Source organism: Pseudomonas sp. GB2N2 (genome assembly GCF_054897705.1).
On record NZ_CM142701.1, the window covers coordinates 3,237,262 to 3,260,808 of the forward strand.

A 23,547-nucleotide genomic window follows, 5' to 3' on the forward strand; every position below is an offset into this window, starting at 1 on the left:
CAGTGCAAATCACCGCGAGGGTCTAGATTCATGGTGTTCCCGTTTACTTTTTCAGCGCAGAAAGGGGCTGCCCGGCGTTCAATCCGTTATGCGAATGTTTCCTTCATCCAAGGGAAAAATAGAGCCTGTATGGAAGGAGAAGTTGATGCCTTACCAACCGAATGACCTCTTGAGCCGTCACTTTGAAGACAGCGGCCACGACCTCACCAGCAAGGTCGAAGAACAACTCAACCTGGTTTCACCCAATAGCCCGAACATCCCGATCTACCGCGACATGATCCTGACCGTGCTGCGCATGGCCCAGGAAGATCACAATCGCTGGAATGCGAAAATTACCCTGCAAGCCTTGCGCGAACTCGAACATGCATTCCGTGTGCTCGAGCAATTTCGCGGGCGGCGCAAAGTCACTGTTTTCGGCTCCGCGCGTACGCCGATAGAACATCCGCTATACGGCCTGGCCCGAGAACTCGGCGCTGCGCTGGCACGTTCCGACCTGATGGTAATCACCGGTGCCGGCGGCGGCATCATGGCGGCCGCTCACGAAGGCGCCGGCCTTGAGCACAGCCTGGGATTCAACATCACCCTGCCCTTCGAGCAGCATGCCAATCCCACCGTGAACGGCACCACCAATCTGCTGCCCTTCCATTTTTTCTTTACCCGCAAGCTGTTCTTCGTCAAGGAAGCCGATGCGCTGGTCCTGTGCCCGGGTGGTTTCGGTACTCTGGATGAGGCGCTGGAAGTGCTGACGCTGATCCAGACCGGTAAAAGTCCGCTGGTGCCGGTGGTGCTGCTGGACGCGCCCGGTGGCAAGTTCTGGCAAGGCGCGCTGGATTTCATCCGTAACCAACTGGAGGAAAACCGCTACATCCTGCCCACCGACATGAAACTGGTGAGCCTGGTCTACAACGCCGAAGAGGCGGTGGAGCAGATCAATCAGTTCTACAGCAACTTCCACTCCAGCCGCTGGCTCAATCGGCAGTTCGTCATCCGCATGCACCACACACTCAGCGACAATGCGCTGGAACGTATGCAGGAAGCGTTCGCCGACCTGTGCCTGAACGATCACTTTCATCAGCATGCCTACAACGGTGAGGAGCACGACGAGCCGCAGTTCAGCCACCTGGCCCGGCTGGCCTTCACCTTCAACGCTCGTGATCATGGGCGTCTGCGGGAATTGGTGGACTACATCAACTTGCCGGAAAACTGGGCACAGCCCAAACCTCAGGCACAACAGCGCACGCGGGAACCGTCCAAGGTGACGTGAGGCAAAAAAAACGGCCCGCTATCGAAATAGCGGGCCGTTTTTTTAATCATCCATTCCCCGGCCGCTGAACAAACGGCTGATCATCTCCATGGAATATCCCCGATAACTGAGGAAACGCCCCTGCTTGGCGCGCTCCCTAAGGTCTATCGGTAAATGTCCGGCAAACTTGCGTCGCCAGGTATCTTCCAGTTGTTCCTGCCAACTGATACCGCTCTCGCGTATAGCGAGTTCGATGTCGTTGCGTTGCAAGCCGCGCTGGCTCAACTCTTCGCGAATACGCAAAGGGCCGTAGCCGGAACGGGCACGGTAGGAAACAAAGCTTTCAAGGTAACGGGATTCAGACAACAGCCCTTCTTCCGTCAAACGGTCGAGTGCTGTATCGATCATTTCAGGGAGGGCGCCGCGCTGACGCAGTTTACGCATCAGCTCGACTCGACCGTGCTCGCGTCGCGCGAGCAGGTCCATGGCGGTTCGCCGCACCGCGACGAGTGTATCGAGTACGGCGGTCATCGGATCAATCAGATATCAGCGTCAGCCAAGTCATTCGCCGTCTCTTTGACTGGCGATGCTTTGACGTCCGGCGCTGGGGTCAGCAGTTTGTCACGCAACTGCTTCTCAAGTTTCTTGGCGATTTCCGGGTTGTCCGCCAGGAACTTGGCCGAGTTGGCCTTGCCCTGACCGATCTTGGTGCCTTCATAAGCGTACCAGGCACCGGACTTCTCGACGAAACCGTGCAGAACACCCAGGTCGATCATCTCGCCATTCAGGTAGATGCCCTTGCCGTAAAGAATCTGGAACTCGGCCTGACGGAACGGCGAAGCGACCTTGTTCTTCACAACCTTGACGCGGGTTTCGCTACCGACGACCTCATCACCTTCTTTCACCGCACCAGTACGGCGGATGTCCAGACGAACCGATGCGTAGAACTTCAGCGCGTTACCACCAGTGGTGGTTTCCGGGCTGCCAAACATCACGCCGATTTTCATACGGATCTGGTTGATGAAGATCACCAGGCAGTTGGCGTTCTTGATGTTACCGGTGATTTTACGCAGCGCCTGGGACATCAGACGGGCTTGCAGGCCCACGTGCATGTCACCCATTTCGCCTTCGATTTCAGCCTTTGGAACCAGAGCGGCGACGGAGTCGACGATGATCACGTCGACCGCGTTGGAACGCACCAGCATGTCGGTGATTTCCAGGGCCTGCTCGCCGGTGTCCGGCTGGGAAACCAGCAGGTCGTCGACGTTGACGCCGAGCTTGCCGGCATATTCAGGATCAAGGGCGTGTTCGGCGTCGACGAATGCGCAGGTCGCGCCGGCTTTTTGAGCCTGGGCGATCACCGACAGGGTCAGCGTAGTTTTACCGGAGGACTCAGGGCCGTAGATTTCAACGATACGGCCTTTTGGCAGGCCGCCAATGCCGAGCGCGATGTCCAGACCCAGAGAGCCAGTGGAGATAGCCGGGATCGCCTGACGGTCCTGATCGCCCATACGCATTACGGCACCCTTGCCGAATTGACGTTCGATCTGACCCAGGGCCGCAGCCAAGGCTTTCTTCTTGTTGTCGTCCATTAAAGTCCTCACGTAATCAATAAGGCCTGACGGCCAACACCTGTATAAGTAGCCAGTATTATTCCACAGCGATGGAGGATCGCCTACCCCTGATTTGAGATTTCTCCAGCGGCATGGCGCAGCAGCCCCTCTAGCGCGGCCTTCACCGTTTGTCGGCGGACCTCGTCGCGGTTACCGGGGAAGTGTTGCACCTCGCTGAACACGCGCTCGCCGACGCCCCAGGCCAGCCACACGGTGCCGACCGGCTTGTTCGGCGAACCGCCATCCGGCCCCGCCACACCGCTGACCGCCACGGCAAAATGTGCCCGGCTTTTTTCCTGCGCACCGCGGACCATCGCCTCGACGACTTCCTGACTGACCGCCCCCACCGTCGCGAACAACTCAGCCGGAACGCTCAACTGTTCGGTCTTCTGCCGATTGGAGTACGTGACATAACCGGCTTCGAACCACGCCGAACTCCCCGGAATACGGGTAATCGCTTCGGAAATTCCACCCCCCGTACAAGACTCGGCTGCCGTGACGTGAGCATTGAGAACCTGCAGGCGTCTGCCAAGCTCGGCGGCCAGTTGGGTGATTTCTTTCACGGTCATCTCCTGAGGGGACGCAATGGAACTACCGTACACGAGCGAATCGCGCTTGCAAGTTACAAGCTCGATCAAAATGTGAGTGAGTGAAACAGGCGGCGATACTGCTGCGTCGCTTTCATGCCTGCGTCGGGTAGACCGCCCATGTTAACCTTGCGCCCATCGCGGAAAAGCCGGGCCGATGTCCCTCCTTTGCCCTACACCTTTCAACGAATTTGCCTGATTATCCGATGAATAAACCACTTTCCGATCTGTCCTCTCACACGCCAATGATGCAGCAATACTGGCGCCTGAAAAACCAGCACCCCGACCAGTTGATGTTCTACCGCATGGGCGACTTTTACGAGATCTTCTATGAAGACGCGAAGAAGGCCGCGAAGTTGCTGGACATCACCCTGACCGCCCGTGGGCAGTCGGCCGGCCAGGCGATTCCGATGTGTGGGATTCCTTACCACGCCGCGGAAGGTTACCTGGCGAAACTGGTGAAGCTCGGCGAGTCGGTGGTGATCTGTGAGCAGGTCGGTGATCCGGCGACCAGCAAAGGCCCGGTGGATCGGCAAGTGGTGCGGATCATCACGCCCGGCACGGTCAGTGATGAAGCGTTGCTGGATGAGCGTCGGGATAACCTGATCGCCGCAGTACTGGGTGACGAGCGTCTGTTCGGCCTGGCCGTGCTGGACATTACCAGCGGCAACTTCTCGGTGCTGGAGATCAAGGGCTGGGAAAACCTGCTGGCAGAACTGGAGCGGGTCAATCCAGTGGAGCTGATGATCCCGGATGACTGGCCCAAAGATTTGCCGGCGGAGAAACGTCGTGGGGTTCGTCGCCGTGCGCCGTGGGATTTCGAGCGTGACTCTGCGTTGAAAAGTCTCTGCCAGCAATTTTCCACCCAGGACCTGAAAGGCTTTGGTTGCGAGAACCTGACCCTGGCCATCGGCGCTGCCGGTTGCCTGCTCAGCTATGCCAAGGAAACCCAGCGCACCGCCCTGCCGCATTTGCGCAGCTTGCGGCATGAGCGCCTGGACGACACCGTGGTGCTGGACGGCGCGAGCCGGCGCAACCTGGAGCTGGACACCAACCTGGCCGGCGGCCGCGACAACACCTTGCAATCGGTAGTCGACCGTTGCCAGACCGCGATGGGCAGCCGCCTGTTGACCCGCTGGTTGAATCGACCGTTGCGCGACCTCAAGGTGTTGCTGTCGCGCCAGACTTCGATCACCTGCCTGCTCGACGGCTACCGTTTCGAAAAGCTGCAACCACAGCTCAAGGAAATCGGCGACATCGAGCGGATTCTGGCGCGGATCGGCCTGCGCAATGCCCGGCCTCGTGACCTGGCGCGTCTGCGCGACGCCCTCGGCGCACTGCCGGAGTTGCAAGTAGCGATGAGCGAGCTGGAAGCGCCGCATATCCTGCAACTGGCCAAGACCACCAGCACCTATCCGGAACTGGCGGCCCTTCTGGAAAAAGCCATCGTCGACAACCCGCCGGCCGTCATCCGTGACGGCGGCGTGTTGAAAACCGGTTTCGACAGCGAACTTGACGACCTGCAATCGCTCAGCGAAAACGCCGGGCAGTTCCTGATCGATCTGGAAACGCGGGAGAAGGCCCGCACCGGCCTTTCACACCTGAAAGTCGGCTACAACCGCATTCACGGTTACTTCATCGAATTGCCGAGCAAGCAGGCCGAATCCGCACCCGCCGACTATGTCCGTCGCCAGACGCTCAAAGGCGCCGAGCGTTTCATTACGCCGGAACTGAAGGCGTTCGAAGACAAGGCGCTGTCGGCCAAGAGCCGCGCCCTGGCTCGCGAGAAGATGCTCTACGAGGCACTGCTCGAAGACCTGATCGCCCAGTTGCCGCCGCTGCAAGACACCGCCGCCGCACTGGCCGAACTGGATGTGCTGAGCAACCTCGCCGAGCGCGCACTGAACCTCGACCTGAATTGCCCGCGGTTCGTTGAAGAGCCGTGCATGCGCATCAGCCAGGGTCGGCACCCGGTGGTCGAGCAAGTGCTGACCACGCCGTTCGTGGCAAACGACCTGAGCCTCGACGACAACACGCGCATGCTGGTGATTACCGGTCCGAACATGGGCGGTAAATCCACCTACATGCGCCAGACTGCATTGATCGTGCTGCTGGCACACATCGGTAGTTTCGTGCCGGCAGCCAGTTGCGAGTTGTCGCTGGTGGACCGGATTTTCACGCGGATCGGTTCCAGCGATGACTTGGCCGGCGGACGCTCGACCTTCATGGTCGAAATGAGTGAAACCGCCAACATTCTGCACAACGCCACCGAACGCAGCCTGGTGCTGATGGACGAAGTCGGTCGCGGCACCAGCACCTTCGACGGATTGTCCCTGGCCTGGGCCGCCGCCGAGCGTTTGGCGCATTTGCGGGCTTACACGCTATTCGCCACGCACTACTTTGAACTGACGGTACTGCCGGAAGCCCAGCCACTGGTGGCGAATGTGCACCTCAATGCCACCGAGCACAACGAACGCATCGTGTTCCTGCACCACGTGCTGCCCGGCCCTGCCAGCCAGAGCTATGGCCTGGCGGTTGCGCAACTGGCCGGTGTGCCGAGCGAAGTCATCGTGCGTGCACGCGAGCATCTGGGCCGACTGGAAGCCACCGCACTGCCCCATGAAGCGCCGAAGCCGGCCAAGGGCAAACCGGCCGCTCCACAGCAGAGCGACATGTTCGCCAGCCTGCCGCATCCGGTGCTGGATGAGCTGGCCAAACTGGACCTGGATGACCTGACGCCGCGTCGCGCGCTCGAAATGCTCTATACACTTAAGACACGGATCTAACGCACTTGCGTGCAAGCTGTTAGAATCTCGCGCGGTTTGGGATGCTGCAGGCTAATAGCCTGGCCTGCAGACTATCGCTCCCGAACCTGGCGACCCCAACGTGAAGGGGCTCCGCTGCCGCCGCCTGAGGAGAGAATTAGAAATGACCTTCGTCGTCACCGACAACTGCATCAAGTGCAAGTACACCGACTGCGTAGAAGTTTGTCCGGTGGACTGCTTTTACGAAGGCCCGAACTTCCTGGTGATTCACCCGGATGAGTGCATCGACTGCGCACTGTGTGAACCAGAATGCCCTGCCGTGGCCATCTTCTCCGAAGATGAAGTACCAGCAGGCATGGAACACTTCATTCAGCTGAACGTTGAACTGGCCGAAGTCTGGCCGAACATCACTGAACGGAAAGACCCTTTGCCCGATTCCGCAGATTGGGATGGCAAGCCAGGCAAGATCGAACACCTCGAACGCTGATTTCCCCCGCGTTTCCGAAAAGGCCCCTCGCGGGCTTTTTTGCTTATCTCCAGGCAAAAAAAGGGGCGGTTTGACCCGCCCACATTTTTTCCCTATTCCCTGTGCTCCTTTTCATCGTCCTGATGAATCGCGTCCTGCAATGTCCTTTCCCCTCTTCCTTGAAGGGCGTGCCGGTCCGTTGGCACAAACTGGATACTAGAGAGTTCCCCGCCGAGCGCAATCGGGCTGGCAGGACAAAACCAGCTGTCATAAGTCCCTCGCCTTTTTAAATATTGATATGAATCAGATAGATAAAAACAGGGTACAGCGACAATCGGCGACTGACCGAGTGTAAAAATTACGAACACTTACGAAAGAGTAAGCGAAGACTTACAACGCGATGCTACAAACTTGAGATCGAGACTGTGCCGCTATCTAGCGCTAAACGTGCAGGAGCCGTGGCGAGCAAGATTGTGTGGTAACAAAAAGCCCCGAACCAGTCGGGGCTTTTTGTTAACCGTTCTAGCGATTGGCTTATTGAAACAGCGACTCACTCGACAGGCCGTTTTTCTCCAGGATTTCGCGAAGACGCTTCAAGCCTTCCACCTGAATCTGTCTGACCCGCTCGCGGGTCAGGCCAATCTCCAGGCCTACGTCTTCCAGCGTGCTGCTCTCATGGCCGCGCAGGCCGAAGCGGCGTATCACCACCTCGCGCTGCTTGTCGGTCAATTCCGAGAGCCACTGATCGATGCTCTGCGACAGGTCGTCATCCTGCAGCAGTTCGCATGGATCGGTGGGACGGTCGTCGGTAAGGGTGTCCAGCAGGGTTTTATCCGAATCCGGACCCAGCGAGACGTCGACCGAAGAAACCCGCTCGTTCAAGCCAAGCATGCGCTTGACCTCTCCCACCGGTTTTTCCAGCAGGTTGGCGATTTCTTCGGGTGAGGGTTCGTGATCGAGTTTTTGTGTCAGCTCCCGTGCGGCCCGCAGGTACACATTGAGCTCTTTGACCACATGGATCGGCAACCGGATGGTCCGGGTCTGATTCATGATCGCGCGCTCGATGGTCTGACGAATCCACCAGGTAGCGTAAGTCGAAAAGCGGAAGCCGCGTTCAGGGTCGAATTTCTCTACCGCCCGGATCAGCCCGAGGTTGCCCTCTTCGATCAGGTCCAGCAGCGACAAGCCACGATTGACGTAGCGCCGGGCGATTTTCACCACCAGCCGCAAGTTGCTTTCAATCATGCGTTTGCGCCCGGCCGGATCTCCACTTTGCGACAAGCGCGCAAAATGAACTTCTTCTTCGGGGGACAGCAGAGGGGAAAAGCCGATTTCATTGAGGTACAGCTGCGTGGCATCGAGCGCCCGCGTGTAATCGATGTACTTGTGTTGCTTTAGCGAAGCGGAGTGTTTGGATTTGGCACGAACGGAAGGTGGAGCAGCCCCTTCATCATTCGACATCGAATCCGTGGCGATGCCGGTCTCCATCAGGAGAACCTCATCGTCGATGTCAAACTCCGGCACTTCTTTACTGAGAGCCATTGTTATAGTCCTTTGGTGAGTTCGACCTCAAGCTCAAGCGGCGCCTTTATCCTTGGCAACGCTGGAGCCTGTTCCCTCTACGCGACGGAACAGGCTGGTAACAAATCAACGACGTGGCAGGAACTGCAGTGGATCTACAGGTTTACCTTGTCGGCGAATCTCAAAATGCAGCTTCACCCGGTCTGTACCCGTTGACCCCATTTCGGCAATTGTCTGTCCGACCTTGACCTGCTGCCCCTCCCGAACCAACAGCCTGCGATTATGTCCGTAGGCACTGACGTAGGTATCGCTGTGTTTGATGATGACCAATTCGCCGTAGCCCCTTAAGCCACTCCCGGCGTATACCACCGTCCCATCAGACGCAGCTAAAACAGGCTGTCCCAAATCCCCGGCGATATCAATTCCTTTATTCAAACTACCGTTTGAAGAGAATTTTCCAATCAAGATGCCATTAGAAGGCCATCCCCAGCCGGTCGGGGCTGGGCCTGGGGGAGGCAATGGAGCAGGTGCTGACTTGTTGGCGACGGACGGCGCAACCACCGTTGTCGTCGTCGTTGCGCCATTCGGCTGACGCCGGATTACCGTGGTTTTACTCGACGAGGAAGGTGCCGTATCGGCCACGCTGGCCTCCGCTGGCGCCGTTGAACCAGAGCGACCGTCGAAGCGAATTGTCTGACCCGGATGTATCGTGTAGGGCGTAGGAATGTTGTTGCGCGCCGCGAGGGCTTTGTAGTCCCAGCCGTAGCGAAAGGCGATTGAGAACAAGGTGTCTTTAGGCCGAACCACATACTGGCCGGTGGTCACTGCCGGACGCTGGGCCACGGCATTGTTGCGATCGACGACGCGCACGTCGCTCGATTTGTTGCTGGAACAACCGACCAGCAAGGTGCTCAAGACAAGGCCAGTCACCAGGCGCTGAAAGCTCGTGTTACCCATACGCTGCGCAATGACTGTGAGACTCACCCGCCGCTCCCTTTGTGGTGGCTGAAGTTTTGAATTGCCGTGCTTCGGCATGAAGTGTCGCAAGTATAACGGGCCGTGCAGGCTTTACCTTTATAGAAGCAAGATCACTTCGCGCACACGTTTGCTGCCTGACGATGAATTACGTTTAACTGATGGCTGCCGCTGTAAGACAGAGGCAATCGCAGAGAATTCAGCGCGTTGAAACAAATGCTCAGGCCAGCGGCCCGTTAAGCAATGGAACGAAGCGCACCGCACCCAGCACACGGCGGGAAAACCCGTGTTCTTCGCGGATGATCAGCATCAATTGCTGAACCTCGCCCGACCCTACCGGTATGACCAGCCGTCCCCCGGGCGCCAACTGATCGAGCAATGCCTGAGGCACATCGGTCGCCACCGCCGTGACGATAATGCCGTTGTACGGCGCCAGCGCAGGCCAGCCTTCCCAGCCGTCGCCCCAACGGAATACCACATTGCGCAAGTTGAGATCGACCAAGCGTTCCTTGGCGCGATCCTGCAACACCTTGATGCGTTCTACGGAAAATACCCGCTCGACCAATTGCGACAGGATCGCGGTTTGGTAACCCGACCCGGTGCCAATCTCCATTACCTTGTCCAGAGGCCCCGCCTCGAGCAGCAACTCGCTCATGCGCGCCACCATATAAGGCTGGGAGATCGTCTGGTTATTGCCGATCGGCAACGCCGTGTCTTCGTAGGCACGGTGCGCCAACGCTTCGTCGACGAACAGGTGTCGTGGCGTACGGCGGATCACTTCCAGTACCTTGGCGTTGGAAATGCCCTCTTCGTACAACCGCTGAATCAAACGCTCACGGGTGCGCTGCGACGTCATCCCGATGCCGCGATGCATCGGGTCTTGTTCTCGAGCCATCAGCGCAGTCCCTCCAGCCAGCCATCGAGGCTACGGAAGGCATCGTTGAAGGTGCGATCCAGTTGCAGTGGCGTGATAGACACATAGCCCTGCATCACCGCATGGAAATCGGTGCCTGGGCCGCCGTCCTCGGCATCCCCGGCAGCGGCAATCCAGTAACCGGACTTGCCGCGCGGGTCGACGACTTTCAACGGCGCCGCCGCGCGGGCACGATGACCGAGGCGCGTGAGCTGGATGCCGCGAATATGGTCCAGTGGCAAATTGGGGATGTTCACGTTGAGCACCGTGCGCGGTGGCAGGTTGAGGTCGGCGTGGGCCTCTACCAGTTTGCGCGCAAAGTAGGCGGCCGTAGGAAGATTCTCAACCTGCCGTGAGACCAACGAAAAGGCAAACGAAGGCCGCTCGAGGAAACGCCCCTCTAGGGCAGCGGCCACGGTGCCAGAGTACAAAACGTCGTCCCCCAGGTTGGCGCCCAGGTTAATGCCGGAAACCACCAGGTCCGGTTGCCGCTCCAGCAAGCCATTGAGGCCCAGATGCACGCAATCGGTCGGTGTGCCATTGAGGCTGATAAAGCCGTTGGCCAAGGTCTGCGGGTGCAACGGACGGTCGAGCGTCAGCGAACTGCTGGCGCCGCTTTTGTCCTGGTCCGGGGCGATAACCACGCATTCGGTGTAATCCGCCAGCGCAGCATAAAGCGCGGCAAGACCGGGTGCGGTTACCCCATCGTCGTTAGAAATCAGAATACGCATGGGCTGTCCGTCTGCCCCACCGGCACCAGATCGACAAGTTCACGCACCAGTACGGTGGCGAAACATCCGGCCGGCAGGACGAATTCCAGTTGCAGAATGTCAGGCTCGGGATAATGCCACGTCAACCCACCAATGGGCAGCCGCAGGATGCGACGTTCGTGGCTCATTCCGGCGTTAACCAACCAATCACGCAAGTCCGTTTCGCGTGCGGCGATTGCCTGCTCCAGTTCATGGACAGCGCCCGTCGCCGGCGAGTCACCTTCGCCCCATTGCGGGCCGGTCGGGTGCAGGTCAAGAATCGCCAGGCGCGGGTCGCTGCACTCGGCTTCACCGGCCGGAAAGAAACTGCGGCTGTCAGTGAAGGCCAGCAGATCGCCGACCTGTGCCTGCTGCCAGGTGCCATCAGCTACGCGCGCCGCGAGCACTTGGTTGAATAGAAAACTGCGCGCAGTCGAGAGCAAGCGCGAGCGCACATTGCGCTGCTCCGGCAACGCCATGCGCGCGGCCCAGCCACGGGCATCAACCACGTTACCGCCGTCAAAACCGAAGCGCTGGGCGCCGAAATAGTTGGGAATACCTTGTTTGGCGATCAGTTGCAAACGCGCGTCGATCGCGGCTTTGTCACCAGCGAACTGCGTCAGGCGCAGCGTAAAACCGTTAGCCGAATGGGCACCGCGTTGCAGTTTGCGTTTATGCCGACCGGTCTGGAGGATTTTCAGCGTGTCATTCTCGGCCGCCGACAGATCCGGATCAGCCTTGCCCGGCAGTTGCACGCTGAACCACTGGCGCGTCAGCGCCTGACGATCCTTCAGGCCCGCGTAGCTGACAGTGCGCAATGGCACGCCAGCGGCCTTGGCAATCCGGCGTGCCGCTTCCTCGGTATTCAGGCCACGTTTTTCCACCCAGATCCACAGGTGTTCGCCATCACCGCTGAGCGGGATATTGAGGACTTCGTCGACCTGAAAGTCTTCCGCCGTGGCTTTCAATACGGCGGTGCCGAGGGCGTCGCCATAGGCCCGTGGACCGAGCAATTGCAGTTCGTTCATGCGCGCAGCAACAAGGCAACGGAATGCACGGCGATGCCTTCTTCGCGACCGACAAAGCCGAGCTTTTCGGTGGTGGTTGCTTTCACGTTCACTTGATCCAACTCAACTTGAAGATCCGCGGCAATCAGCGCGCGCATCGATTCGATATGCGGGGCCATTTTAGGCGCCTGGGCGACGATGGTGTTGTCGACGTTGCCGACTTTCCAGCCTTTGGCGTAGACCAGCGCGACGACGTGACGCAACAGCACGCGACTGTCGGCACCCTTGTAAGTCGGGTCAGTGTCCGGGAAGTGCTTGCCGATATCACCCAGCGCAGCAGCGCCGAGCAAGGCATCGCTCAAGGCGTGCAGCAGGACGTCACCGTCGGAGTGAGCGAGCAGCCCGAAGCCGTGTGCAATACGCACGCCGCCCAGAGTAATGAAGTCGCCTTCAGCGAAACGGTGCACATCATAGCCGTGGCCAATACGCATAAAAAAACGCCCCGAATTTTGTCAGGGCGTGATTCTACCCGCATTACTCGCTGAGGGCGCGAGCGTGATGCTGCAAGTGCTCATCAATGAAGCTGGCGATGAAGAAATAGCTGTGGTCGTAGCCCGGTTGCAGGCGCAACGTCAGCGGATGACCAGCCAGTTTGGCCGCCTGTTGCAGGGCCTCAGGCTTGAGCTGGGTGGCCAGGAAATCATCACGATCACCTTGATCGACCAGCAGCGGCAGCTTTTCGCCGGTTTCGGCAATCAAGGCACAGGCGTCCCACTCACGCCACTTGGAGCGGTCTTCGCCCAGGTAACGGGAAAAGGCTTTCTGACCCCACGGGCAATCCATCGGGTTGTTGATCGGCGAGAACGCCGACACCGACAGAAAGCGCCCCGGATTGCGCAAGGCGCAGACCAGCGCACCGTGGCCGCCCATGGAGTGACCGCTGATGCCACGCTTGTCCGACGCCGGGAAATGGGCTTCGACCAATGCCGGCAATTCCTGCACGACATAGTCATGCATCCGATAGTGCCGGGACCACGGTTCCTGCGTCGCATTGAGATAAAACCCGGCGCCGAGACCGAAGTCCCAAGCACCATCCGGATCACCCGGCACATCGGGACCGCGCGGACTGGTGTCCGGCGCAACGATGATCAACCCCAGCTCGGCGGCCATGCGCAGGGCGCCGGCCTTGTGCATGAAGTTCTCGTCGGTGCAGGTCAGGCCGGACAGCCAGTACAGTACCGGCAACTTGCCGCCCTGCTCCGCTTGCGGCGGCAAGTACACGGCAAACACCATGTCGCAACCCAGCACATCGGAGCGATGGCGGTAGCGTTTGTGCCAGCCACCGAAGCTTTTCTGGCAGGAGATATTTTCCAGGCTCATGGGAGTGCTCCCAGCTTCAAGTTTTAAGCTTCAAGCTGCAAGAGAAGGCAGAGGCGCGCGCTCTTGCAGCTTGTAGCTTGTAGCTCGTCGCTGCTCTTAAAAATGGATGACGGAACGGATGCTTTTCCCTTCATGCATCAGGTCGAAAGCTTTGTTGATATCTTCCAGGCCCATGGTGTGGGTGATGAAGGTATCCAGCGGGATCTCGCCGGTCTCGGCCATTTCCACATAGGTTGGCAACTCGGTACGGCCACGCACGCCGCCAAACGCCGAACCGCGCCAGACGCGACCGGTGACCAACTGGAATGGACGGGTGGCAATTTCCTGGCCGGCACCGGCGACGCCGATGATCACTGACTCACCCCAGCCTTTGTGACAGCACTCGAGTGCCGCGCGCATCAAATGCACATTACCGATGCACTCGAAGGAAAAGTCGACGCCGCCATCGGTCATGTCGATGATGACTTCCTGGATTGGGCGGTCGAAGTCTTTCGGGTTCACACAGTCGGTTGCACCCAACTGCTTGGCGATTTCGAATTTGCCCGGGTTGATGTCGATGGCGATGATGCGACCGGCCTTGGCTTTGGCCGCACCGATGATCGCCGACAGGCCGATGCCGCCGAGACCGAAAATGGCCACGGTGTCACCGGGTTTCACCTTGGCGGTATTGAGTACCGCACCGATGCCCGTAGTGACACCGCAGCCCAGCAGGCAGACTTTTTCCAGCGGCGCTTCTTTAGGAATTTTGGCGACGGAGATTTCGGGCAGCACGGTGTACTCGGAGAACGTCGAGGTGCCCATGTAGTGGAAAATCGGCTGGCCTTTGTAGGAAAAACGCGATGTGCCATCCGGCATCAGGCCTTTGCCCTGAGTCGCGCGAATCGCCTGACACAGGTTGGTTTTGCCCGACAGGCAGAATTTGCACTGACGGCATTCCGGGGTGTAAAGCGGGATCACGTGATCGCCGACGGCGACAGAGGTCACGCCTTCGCCAATCGCCTCAACCACTGCACCGCCTTCGTGACCGAGGATCGACGGGAAGATGCCTTCCGGGTCAGCGCCCGACAAGGTGTAGGCATCGGTATGGCAGACACCGGAAGCCACCACACGCAGCAACACTTCACCGGCCTTGGGCAGGGCGACATCGACTTCAACGATCTCGAGGGGTTTCTTGGCCTCGAAGGCAACGGCGGCGCGCGACTTGATCATGTGGCTTCTCCAGTGAATAAAAACGAGACAAGGAGTGTAATACAGCTCGTTACGATGAATAATCCGGCCAAAAGCAAAACATTATTGCCGCACAGGGATAATCTTTGATGTCCGAGAATCGCTGGGAAGGAATTGATGAGTTCGTCGCCGTGGCCGAGTGCAGCCAATTCACCGCCGCGGCTGAGCGTCTCGGGGTGTCGTCCTCGCACATCAGTCGACAAATCGTACGCCTCGAAGAGCGCCTTCAGACGCGACTGCTGTATCGCAGCACCCGCCGCGTCACGCTGACCGAAGCCGGGCAAACCTTTTTGCAGCATTGCCAGCGTTTGCAGGATGGTCGTGAAGAAGCGTTGAGAGCGGTTGGTGACTTGACCAGCGAGCCCAAGGGCATGTTGCGCATGACGTGCGCCGTGGCGTACGGCGAGCGCTTCATCGTGCCGTTGGTGACGCGGTTCATGGGGCTATATCCGCAACTGCGGATCGATATCGAACTGAGCAATCGCCAACTTGATCTCGTGCATGAAGGCCTGGACCTGGCGATCCGCCTCGGCCGGCTTCAAGATTCGCGACTGGTCGCAGCGCGCCTCGCACCGCGTCGCATGTATTTGTGTGCGTCGCCGTCCTACGTGGAACGGTATGGCCGCCCACACAGCCTGTCGGAATTAAGCCGGCATAACTGCCTCATCGGCAGTTCTGACCTCTGGCAACTGGAACAGAACGGGCGGGAGTTTTCCCAGCGAGTCCAGGGAAACTGGCGCTGCAACAGTGGGCAAGCGGTGCTGGATGCTGCGCTACAGGGGGTTGGGCTGTGTCAGTTGCCGGATTATTACGTGCTGGAGTATTTGAAAAGCGGTGATCTGATTTCGTTGCTTGAGGCGCATCAGCCGCCTAACACGGCGGTTTGGGCGCTTTATCCACAGCAACGGCATCTGTCGCCGAAGGTGCGCAAGTTGGTGGATTATTTGAAGGAAGGGTTGGCGCAACGGCCGGAGTACCAGAGCTAAGGTTTGCATTGCCTGCGTGGCCGTCATCGCGAGCAGGCTCACGCCTACAGTTGACCGAGTAACTCCAGAAAGAATGCAGTCGAATGTAGGAGTGAGCCTGCTCGCGATTGCGGTCGAAGAGTTGACGAACAACTCAGTGGCGATTAGCCCAGCGCTGGCGCAACCAATCCAAGTCTTCGGGGCGAGTGACCTTGAGATTGTCCGCGCGCCCTTCGATCAAACGCGGCGCCAACCCCGCCCACTCCATCGCCGAAGCCTCATCGGTGATTACCGCATCGGCCACCAGACTGTCAGCCAACGCCCGATGCAACGCGCCAAGGCGAAACATCTGTGGTGTGTACGCTTGCCAGATCGCGCTGCGATCCACGGTTTCAACCACGCGCCCGTGCTTGTCGACGCGCTTCAGCGTATCCCGTGCCGGAACCGCCAGCAGTCCGCCGACTGGATCGTCAGCCAGTTCAATCAGCAACTTGTCCAGATCGTCACGGCTCAGATTGGGCCGCGCGGCATCGTGCACCAGCACCCAATCCTCATTGCCAGCACCCCGTGCATGCAGATGAAGCAAGGCATTGAGCACCGACCCGGAACGCTCGGCGCCGCCGTCAACGCGCTGGATACGCGAATCGCCTGCGCACCCCAGGTTGGGCCAGTAAGGATCATCAACAGCGAGACTGACCACCAGGCCCTTCAGGGCAGGATGATCAAGAAAACAGCCGAGGCTGTGTTCGAGAATAGTGCGCCCGCCCAGTTGCAAGTATTGCTTGGGACGGTCTGCGGCCATACGGGCACCGACGCCCGCGGCAGGAATCACGGCCCAGAAGGCCGGTAACGAGGAATTCATTGTGCCAACTGGTAAAGGGTTTCACCGTCCTTGACCATGCCCAACTCATGGCGAGCCCGCTCTTCAACGGTCTCCATGCCTTTTTTCAATTCGCTGACTTCGGCGTCCATGACCCGATTGCGTTCCAGTAACCCTTCGTTCTCAGCGTGTTGATCCGCGATCTGCTGAGTCAGCTCGGCCACTTGCGCGAGACTGCCATTACCCACCCACAGGCGGTATTGCAGGCCAGCCAGCAACAAGAGCAAAACGAGGAACAACCAATTGGGACTGCGCATCGAATATCGGATTTCCAGTGAAAAAGACAGCCATGCCAAAACTTTGAAGCTTTTTATAGCACGAAGCCTGGAATATCCAGGCTTGTGCTCGTAAGGCATCAGATTAGTGGCAAAAACGTCGCCGTAGCGATATTTCCGACACAATCCGCTGACTTTTTACCCAGCAGTGCCCTGCCTTACCAATACGCTCCTCTTTTGACGAGTGACTGTTGTCGTCAGACAAGGCGCCGCGACGAGTCATAGCTGGCTATGGCGAGGAGCGGCAACGCAGTATGACGGCAACAGGCACCGTCAAAAAGGAGCAGTGTTGGTGAGGCAGGGCACTTTATCAGCCGCGGAATTCGCTGCGGCCGTTGTACTTGGCTTTACCGTTCAACTGCTCTTCGATACGCAGCAGTTGGTTGTACTTAGAAACGCGATCGGAACGGCACAGGGAGCCGGTCTTGATCTGGCCAGCCGCAGTGCCCACAGCCAGGTCGGCAATGGTTGAATCTTCGGTTTCGCCGGAGCGGTGCGAGATGACGGCGGTGTAACCAGCGGCCTTGGCCATCTGGATGGCTTCCAGGGTTTCGGTCAGGGTGCCGATCTGGTTGAACTTGATCAGGATCGAGTTGGCGATCTTTTTATCGATGCCTTCTTTCAGGATCTTGGTGTTGGTCACGAACAGGTCGTCGCCGACCAGTTGGATTTTCTCGCCGATTTTGTCGGTGAGTACTTTCCAGCCAGCCCAGTCGGACTCGTCCAGGCCATCTTCGATGGAGATGATCGGATAACGTTCGGTCAGGCCTTTGAGGTAGTCAGCGAAACCTTCAGAAGTGAATACATGACCTTCGCCGGCCAGGTTGTATTTGCCGTCTTCGTAGAATTCGCTGGCCGCGCAGTCCAGTGCCAGGGTCACGTCGGTACCCAGCGTGTAACCAGCGTTGGCCACGGCTTCGGAGATCACTTTCAAAGCGTCTTCGTTGGAAGCCAGGTTAGGTGCGAAACCACCCTCATCACCGACCGCAGTGCTCAGGCCACGGGCCTTCAGCACAGCTTTGAGGTGATGGAAAATCTCGGTACCCATGCGCAGGCCTTCCGAGAAAGACTTGGCGCCAACCGGCTGAACCATGAATTCCTGGATGTCGACGTTGTTATCGGCATGCTCGCCACCGTTGATGATGTTCATCATCGGAACCGGCATCGAGTAAACACCCGGGGTGCCGTTCAGGTTGGCGATGTGGGCGTACAGCGGCAGGTCCTGGTCTTGGGCAGCAGCCTTGGCGGCGGCCAGAGAAACGGCGAGGATCGCGTTGGCGCCCAGGGAGCCTTTGTTTTCAGTACCGTCGAGCTTGATCATCGCGTGATCCAGCGCTTTCTGGTCGCTTGGGTCGGTGCCTTTCAACAGGTCGCGGATCGGACCGTTGATGTTGGCGACGGCTTTGAGTACGCCTTTGCCCAGGTAACGGCTCTTGTCGCCATCACGCAGCTCGAGCGCTTCACGCGAGCCAGTGGAAGCACCGGACGGCGCGCAAGCGCTACCGATGATGCCGTTATCGAGAAGCACGTCCGCTTCCACGGTAGGGTTGCCGCGGGAGTCGAGAACTTCACGACCTTTGATGTCGACGATTTTTGCCATTGTTGTAAACACTCCAAAGTTAACTAGAACGCTGTAGGAGCACACCGTGCCGGCGATGGGCCCTTCAAGGACGCCATCGCTGGCAAGCCAGGCTCCTACAAGAGCATTGCGGCCGGCAGGCCAGAGCGATAAATCGAGCGGTACTTTACCGGAGAAATGAGGATTACGCGGTTTCTACCGTCGGAAAACTCTTCACCAGTTCGTCCAAAGATTTGAGCTGGGCCAGGAATGGCTCCAGTTTGTCCAGACGCAAGGCGCAAGGGCCGTCGCATTTGGCGTTGTCCGGGTCTGGGTGGGCTTCGAGGAACAGGCCCGCCAACGACTGGCTGATCCCGGCTTTCGCCAGATCGAGGACCTGGGCGCGGCGACCGCCAGCGGAATCTGAACGACCGCCGGGCATTTGCAGCGCGTGGGTCACGTCGAAGAACACCGGGTATTCGAACTGCTTCATGATGCCGAAGCCGAGCATATCGACGACCAGGTTGTTGTAGCCGAAGCTCGAACCGCGTTCGCAGAGGATCAACTGATCGTTACCCGCTTCAACGCATTTGTTCAGGATATGTTTCATCTCCTGAGGCGCGAGGAACTGGGCTTTCTTGATGTTGATCACCGCGCCGGTCTTGGCCATCGCGACCACGAGGTCGGTCTGGCGCGACAGGAAGGCCGGCAGCTGGATGATGTCGCAGACTTCAGCGACGACCGCGGCCTGTTCAGGCTCGTGGACATCGGTGATGATCGGCACGCCAAACGCTTGCTTGATGTCCTGGAAAATCCGCATGCCCTCTTCCAGGCCGGGGCCACGGTAAGAGGCCACGGAGGAACGGTTGGCCTTGTCGAAGCTGGCCTTGAACACATAAGGGATCCCGAGTTTCTCGGTGACCTTCACGTATTCTTCGCAGACCTGCATCGCCATGTCGCGGCTTTCCAGCACGTTCATGCCACCGAAAAGCACCATTGGCCTGTCGTTGGCAATCTCGATATCGCCTACGCGGATGATCTTCTGCGCCATAAGGTTCACGCCTTCTTCTGGTGTTGAGCCAACGCTGCTTTGACGAAACCGCTGAACAACGGGTGACCGTCGCGTGGCGTCGAAGTGAACTCGGGGTGGAACTGGCAGGCAACGAACCAAGGATGGTCCGGGGCTTCGACCACTTCAACCAACTCACCGTTACCGGAGCGACCGGAGATTTTCAGGCCGGCCTCGATGATTTTCGGCAGCAGGTTGTTGTTCACTTCGTAGCGGTGACGGTGACGTTCGACGATCACGTCCTTGCCATAGCAATCGTGAACCAGCGAACCCGGCTCCAGCAGGCAATCCTGTGCGCCAAGGCGCATGGTGCCGCCCAGGTCAGACGTTTCGGTACGGGTTTCGACCGCGCCGGTGGCATCTTCCCACTCTGTGATCAGACCGACGACAGGGTGGCCGCTGGCGCGATCGAACTCGGTGGAGTTGGCGTCTTTCCAGCCCATGACGTTACGAGCGAACTCGATCACGGCCACTTGCATGCCCAGGCAGATGCCGAGGTATGGAACCTTGTTTTCGCGAGCGTACTGGACGGCGGTGATCTTGCCTTCCACGCCACGCAGACCGAAGCCGCCCGGGACGAGGATAGCGTCGACGCCTTCCAGCAGCGCAGTGCCCTGGTTTTCGATGTCTTCGGAATCGATGTAACGCAAGTTGACCTTGGTGCGGTTGCTGATGCCGGCGTGACTCATCGCTTCGATCAGCGACTTGTAGGCGTCCAGCAGCTCCATGTACTTGCCGACCATGGCGATGGTGACTTCATGCTCAGGGTTGAGCTTGGCGTCAACCACGGCTTCCCACTCGGACAAATCGGCGCCGCCGCATTGCAGGCCGAAACGCTCGACGACAAAATCATCCAGGCCTTGCGAATGCAGGATGCCCGGGATCTTGTAGATGGTGTCGGCGTCTTCCAGCGCGATCACCGCACGCTCTTCAACGTTGGTGAATTGCGCGATCTTGCGACGCGAGGAGATGTCGATCGGGTGATCGGAGCGGCATACCAGCACGTCAGGTTGCAGGCCGATGGAACGCAGTTCCTTGACCGAGTGCTGGGTTGGCTTGGTTTTGGTTTCGCCGGCGGTGGCGATGTACGGCACCAGCGTCAGGTGCATCAGCATCGCGCGCTTGGCGCCGACTTCGAAACGCAACTGGCGGATGGCTTCGAGGAACGGCTGGGATTCGATGTCACCCACAGTGCCACCGATCTCGACCATGGCCACGTCGGCATCGCCCGCGCCCTTGATGATCCGGCGTTTGATTTCGTCGGTGATGTGCGGAATGACCTGGATGGTCGCGCCCAGGTAATCACCACGGCGCTCTTTGCGCAGAACGTGTTCGTAGACACGGCCGGTGGTGAAGTTGTTGTTCTGGGTCATGGTCGTGCGGATGAACCGCTCGTAGTGGCCCAGGTCCAGGTCAGTCTCGGCGCCGTCGTGGGTGACGAACACTTCACCGTGCTGGAACGGGCTCATGGTGCCCGGATCGACGTTGATGTACGGATCCAGTTTCAGCATGGTGACCTTAAGTCCCCGCGCCTCCAGGATGGCCGCCAATGAAGCCGATGCAATGCCTTTCCCCAATGAAGAAACAACACCGCCCGTGACGAATATGTAGCGCGTCATGAAAAACCCTAGAAGTCTGCGTTAAAGCGGTACGAGCCGCCGGGGAAAGCGAAGGAAGGCCGAAGCCCCCGATCACCTGCATTAATCACAGTGCACCTTTCGAAAAAACCGCCGCGTTGGGACAGACCGGGAGATGAAACACCGGTGCGTTGCTCGCTACACATTTTTTGGAATCGCCCAGCAAAGACTGCTTGGTAATCGGCAACTCCTGCAATTCAGGCGAATCCACAGAAGTTGTATCAAGAAGGGAGCGTAGTCTACCGGAAAGCCCCTTTCAGCTCAAACCTTGATCTTCGCGCGCTGGCTGCCAATGCAAATTCCAACCCTGCTGCGCGCTGCCGTCCAACCCGCGCAGGTTGGCCACCGCCAGCAATTGCTCACCCCGAAACAGCAGCGGCAATCTGCCACGGACGAAGCCCGGAACCCCACGCTCATTGAGCAAACGCTTCAGATCCCGATGCCCACGATCAGGCAGATTCATGACTTCGCCGCCCTCACGATAGCGGATATGCAGCGCGCCGTCGGGCGCTGGGCCATTGATCGACAGCACGCCGTTATCCGGCAAAGGCAACGTCACCGAGAGATCCGCCCAGACGCCAACGGTGGGTGGAGTTCTGAGCCAACGCCCCGACAACCACCAGATCCGCCCGCCGGCCCGATGCAACTCGCCTTCTGCCAATCGCCAGATCGGGCGGGCGTCGCCGGAGGCATCACGCAAATCCTCCCAACCCGACCAATGGTCGCTGTCCGGCAGCCGAGTCAGCGCTGCGAGCCAGTGACTCAGTGCATTTCGCTGGCGAGAGGCGGACAGGTTGGCCAGATTCGCCAGTTCAAGGGAAGGCAATCCCAGCCAATCGAACTCACTGTCGGTGTGCGCCTGAGCCAGATCGATCTGCGCCAGCTCATCGAGCAGCTCCCGGGCCTCGCTCAAATGCGCAGCGCTGCGGGCCATGCTCGCCACCGCTTGCGGCCAGCGTCCGGTCAAGATTGGGAACACCTGATGGCGCAGGTAGTTGCGCGAAAATTGACGATCCTGATTCGAAGGGTCTTCGATCCAGCTCAATCGATGCTCGGCCGCGTAGGCCTCAAGCTCTGCGCGCGAGATCGCTAAAAGAGGCCGAAGCAAATGCCCCTGCCCCAACCGGCGCTGACTCGGCATCCCCGACAGCCCTCTCACCCCGGCACCCCGCAGCAATCGGAACAACAGGGTTTCCGCCTGATCATCACGGTGTTGCGCGGTCAGCAACACTTCATTTGCTTGAGTGGCTTCAATGAAGGCGCCATAACGCGCATCACGGGCAGCACGTTCGAGACTTGCGCCGGCTTGAACCTGAACGCGAACGACCTGCAGCGGTACACCCAAGGCATCACAAACCGACTGACAGTGTTCCGGCCACGCATCGGCCGCAGCCTGAAGGCCGTGGTGGATATGGAGGGCACTGAGTGCCGGCAGGGATTCGGTTTTTGCGAGGTGTACGAGGAGGTGCAGCAGGACGGTGGAGTCGAGCCCGCCGGAGAATGCGATATGCCAGGTTGTGGCAGTGCGCCAAGGTTTCAGATTCAGCAGTAGCCTGGCCGGCAGATCAATACAGGAAGGATTCATAGAACGATCACTTCACAAAAATTCCCTGTAGCAGCGGCCTTCGGCAGCTGCTACAGGGGTATCGCGGCGACAGTTACAGACCGTAGCTCATCAGACGCTCGTAACGACGGGTCAGCAGTGCTTCAGTGTCGAACTTCCTCAGCATCGCCAGTTGCGAGCTCAGCTCGGCACGGATCGATGCAGCAGCGGCCGCTGGATCGCGATGAGCGCCGCCCAAAGGCTCGCCAATCACTTTGTCGACGATACCCAGGCCTTTCAGGCGCTCGGCGGTGATGCCCATGGCTTCAGCAGCATCTGGTGCTTTCTCTGCGGTCTTCCACAGGATTGACGCGCAACCTTCCGGGGAAATCACCGCGTAGGTCGAGTACTGCAGCATGTTCAGTTGATCGCACACGCCGATTGCCAGTGCACCACCGGAACCACCTTCACCGATGACGGTGGCGATGATGGGGGTTTTCAGGCGGGCCATGACGCGCAGGTTCCAGGCAATCGCTTCGCTCTGGTTACGCTCTTCAGCGTCGATGCCAGGATAAGCACCCGGAGTGTCGATGAAGGTCAGGATCGGCATTTTGAAACGCTCGGCCATTTCCATCAGACGACACGCCTTGCGATAGCCTTCCGGACGCGGCATGCCGAAGTTGCGGCGAACCTTCTCGCGCACTTCGCGGCCTTTCTGGTGACCGATGATCATTACCGGCTGGTCATCCAGACGGGCCACGCCGCCAACGATCGCAGCGTCGTCGGAGAAGTGACGGTCGCCGTGCAGTTCGTCGAACTCGGTGAAGATGTGATCGATGTAGTCCAGGGTGTACGGACGTTTCGGGTGACGCGCCAGACGCGCGATCTGCCAGCTGGTCAGCTTGCCGAAGATGTCTTCGGTCAATGTGCTGCTTTTGTCCTGCAGGCGGGAGATCTCATCGCCGATATTCAGCGAATTGTCGTTACCGACCAAGCGCAACTCTTCGATCTTGGCTTGCAGGTCGGCGATCGGCTGTTCGAAATCTAGAAAATTCGGGTTCATAGGCGTCCGTCTAGGGTCGACGTCCAAGAGAGCTTGGGCCGGCCGGTTGTCTATTCGCGCCCTACCTTAAGGGAGAGGCGCGTTCAGGTCGAGATTAAAAATTCAGGTCGA

Annotated in this window: 22 protein-coding genes; 4 read left to right on the forward strand and 18 right to left on the reverse strand. The window is 58.9% G+C overall.

All coding sequences use genetic code 11. From position 1 onward, the window contains the following. Positions 1–145 precede the first annotated feature (145 nt). Positions 146–1,264, forward strand: coding sequence for an LOG family protein (locus ACYZT4_RS15080; RefSeq protein WP_461980862.1), 1,119 nt, complete (start codon positions 146–148; stop codon positions 1,262–1,264). Between the two features lie 42 nt (positions 1,265–1,306). Here ACYZT4_RS15080 and recX read toward each other — a convergent pair whose 3' ends face one another. The 3 genes from recX to ACYZT4_RS15095 all read right to left on the reverse strand — a co-directional run bounded on the left by recX (position 1,307) and on the right by ACYZT4_RS15095 (position 3,419). Then, complete coding sequence (gene recX, locus ACYZT4_RS15085) at positions 1,307–1,774, reverse strand: recombination regulator RecX (protein WP_461980863.1); 468 nt, start codon at positions 1,772–1,774, stop codon at positions 1,307–1,309. 8 nt (positions 1,775–1,782) lie between these two features. After that, positions 1,783–2,835 carry a recombinase RecA gene (gene recA / locus ACYZT4_RS15090; protein ID WP_461980865.1) on the reverse strand — a complete coding sequence of 351 codons (1,053 nt, stop codon included), beginning with the start codon at positions 2,833–2,835 and terminating at the stop codon, positions 1,783–1,785. 83 nt (positions 2,836–2,918) lie between these two features. Then, a complete protein-coding gene (locus tag ACYZT4_RS15095; protein ID WP_461980867.1) occupies positions 2,919–3,419 on the reverse strand; it encodes a CinA family protein in 501 nt (166 codons plus the stop codon). Between the two features lie 230 nt (positions 3,420–3,649). On the opposite strand from ACYZT4_RS15095, the gene mutS reads away from it, so the two are divergent. Both mutS and fdxA read left to right on the forward strand, forming a co-directional pair. Beyond that, a complete protein-coding gene (gene mutS, locus ACYZT4_RS15100; RefSeq protein WP_461980869.1) occupies positions 3,650–6,229 on the forward strand; it encodes a DNA mismatch repair protein MutS in 2,580 nt (859 codons plus the stop codon). 142 nt (positions 6,230–6,371) lie between these two features. Next, entirely contained in the window at positions 6,372–6,695 is a 324-nt protein-coding gene (gene fdxA / locus ACYZT4_RS15105) for a ferredoxin FdxA (RefSeq protein WP_461980871.1), read from the forward strand. Between the two features lie 513 nt (positions 6,696–7,208). Here fdxA and rpoS read toward each other — a convergent pair. From rpoS to ACYZT4_RS15145, 8 genes are all read right to left on the reverse strand, one after another. Beyond that, positions 7,209–8,216 carry an RNA polymerase sigma factor RpoS gene (gene rpoS, locus ACYZT4_RS15110; RefSeq protein ID WP_054047143.1) on the reverse strand — a complete coding sequence of 336 codons (1,008 nt, stop codon included), beginning with the start codon at positions 8,214–8,216 and terminating at the stop codon, positions 7,209–7,211. A gap of 105 nt (positions 8,217–8,321) precedes the next feature. Then, positions 8,322–9,179, reverse strand: coding sequence for a peptidoglycan DD-metalloendopeptidase family protein (locus ACYZT4_RS15115; protein WP_461980874.1), 858 nt, complete (start codon positions 9,177–9,179; stop codon positions 8,322–8,324). Between the two features lie 211 nt (positions 9,180–9,390). Next, on the reverse strand, positions 9,391–10,026 hold the full coding sequence (locus ACYZT4_RS15120; RefSeq protein WP_174602683.1) for a protein-L-isoaspartate(D-aspartate) O-methyltransferase: 636 nt from the start codon (positions 10,024–10,026) through the stop codon (positions 9,391–9,393). Between the two features lie 38 nt (positions 10,027–10,064). Continuing rightward, entirely contained in the window at positions 10,065–10,814 is a 750-nt protein-coding gene (gene surE, locus ACYZT4_RS15125; protein ID WP_461980876.1) for a 5'/3'-nucleotidase SurE, read from the reverse strand. Beyond that, positions 10,802–11,860 carry a tRNA pseudouridine(13) synthase TruD gene (gene truD / locus ACYZT4_RS15130; protein ID WP_461980878.1) on the reverse strand — a complete coding sequence of 353 codons (1,059 nt, stop codon included), beginning with the start codon at positions 11,858–11,860 and terminating at the stop codon, positions 10,802–10,804. The genes surE and truD overlap by 13 nt, the downstream gene beginning before the upstream one ends. Beyond that, positions 11,857–12,330, reverse strand: coding sequence for a 2-C-methyl-D-erythritol 2,4-cyclodiphosphate synthase (gene ispF, locus ACYZT4_RS15135; protein ID WP_461980880.1), 474 nt, complete (start codon positions 12,328–12,330; stop codon positions 11,857–11,859). Before ispF ends, truD begins: the two co-directional genes overlap by 4 nt. Positions 12,331–12,373: 43 nt before the next feature. Next, entirely contained in the window at positions 12,374–13,219 is an 846-nt protein-coding gene (fghA, locus tag ACYZT4_RS15140) for an S-formylglutathione hydrolase (RefSeq protein WP_461980882.1), read from the reverse strand. A gap of 96 nt (positions 13,220–13,315) precedes the next feature. Then, positions 13,316–14,428 carry an S-(hydroxymethyl)glutathione dehydrogenase/class III alcohol dehydrogenase gene (locus ACYZT4_RS15145; RefSeq protein WP_461980884.1) on the reverse strand — a complete coding sequence of 371 codons (1,113 nt, stop codon included), beginning with the start codon at positions 14,426–14,428 and terminating at the stop codon, positions 13,316–13,318. 107 nt (positions 14,429–14,535) lie between these two features. Here ACYZT4_RS15145 and ACYZT4_RS15150 point away from each other — a divergent pair, with 107 nt between their 5' ends. After that, on the forward strand, positions 14,536–15,432 hold the full coding sequence (locus tag ACYZT4_RS15150; protein WP_461980886.1) for a LysR family transcriptional regulator: 897 nt from the start codon (positions 14,536–14,538) through the stop codon (positions 15,430–15,432). 133 nt (positions 15,433–15,565) lie between these two features. Here the strand turns inward: ACYZT4_RS15150 and ispD are convergent, their stop codons facing one another. From ispD to ACYZT4_RS15185, 7 genes are all read right to left on the reverse strand, one after another. Then, complete coding sequence (ispD, locus tag ACYZT4_RS15155; protein ID WP_461980888.1) at positions 15,566–16,273, reverse strand: 2-C-methyl-D-erythritol 4-phosphate cytidylyltransferase; 708 nt, start codon at positions 16,271–16,273, stop codon at positions 15,566–15,568. Next, positions 16,270–16,548, reverse strand: a complete 279-nt coding sequence (ftsB, locus tag ACYZT4_RS15160) for a cell division protein FtsB (protein WP_008028992.1) — start codon at positions 16,546–16,548, stop codon at positions 16,270–16,272. The genes ispD and ftsB overlap by 4 nt, the downstream gene beginning before the upstream one ends. 328 nt (positions 16,549–16,876) lie before the next feature. After that, entirely contained in the window at positions 16,877–18,166 is a 1,290-nt protein-coding gene (gene eno / locus ACYZT4_RS15165) for a phosphopyruvate hydratase (protein ID WP_461980890.1), read from the reverse strand. A gap of 163 nt (positions 18,167–18,329) precedes the next feature. Then, the gene (gene kdsA / locus ACYZT4_RS15170; protein ID WP_461980892.1) at positions 18,330–19,175 is read right to left on the reverse strand and encodes a 3-deoxy-8-phosphooctulonate synthase; all 846 of its coding nucleotides are present in this window, start codon (positions 19,173–19,175) and stop codon (positions 18,330–18,332) included. Positions 19,176–19,180: 5 nt separating this feature from the next. Next, positions 19,181–20,812, reverse strand: a complete 1,632-nt coding sequence (locus ACYZT4_RS15175) for a CTP synthase (protein ID WP_461980894.1) — start codon at positions 20,810–20,812, stop codon at positions 19,181–19,183. 274 nt (positions 20,813–21,086) lie between these two features. Further along, positions 21,087–22,415 carry a tRNA lysidine(34) synthetase TilS gene (gene tilS / locus ACYZT4_RS15180; RefSeq protein WP_461980896.1) on the reverse strand — a complete coding sequence of 443 codons (1,329 nt, stop codon included), beginning with the start codon at positions 22,413–22,415 and terminating at the stop codon, positions 21,087–21,089. A gap of 73 nt (positions 22,416–22,488) precedes the next feature. Then, positions 22,489–23,436 (reverse strand): acetyl-CoA carboxylase carboxyltransferase subunit alpha, encoded by a 948-nt coding sequence (locus tag ACYZT4_RS15185; protein WP_461980898.1) that lies wholly within the window; start codon positions 23,434–23,436, stop codon positions 22,489–22,491. Positions 23,437–23,547: the final 111 nt, after the last annotated feature.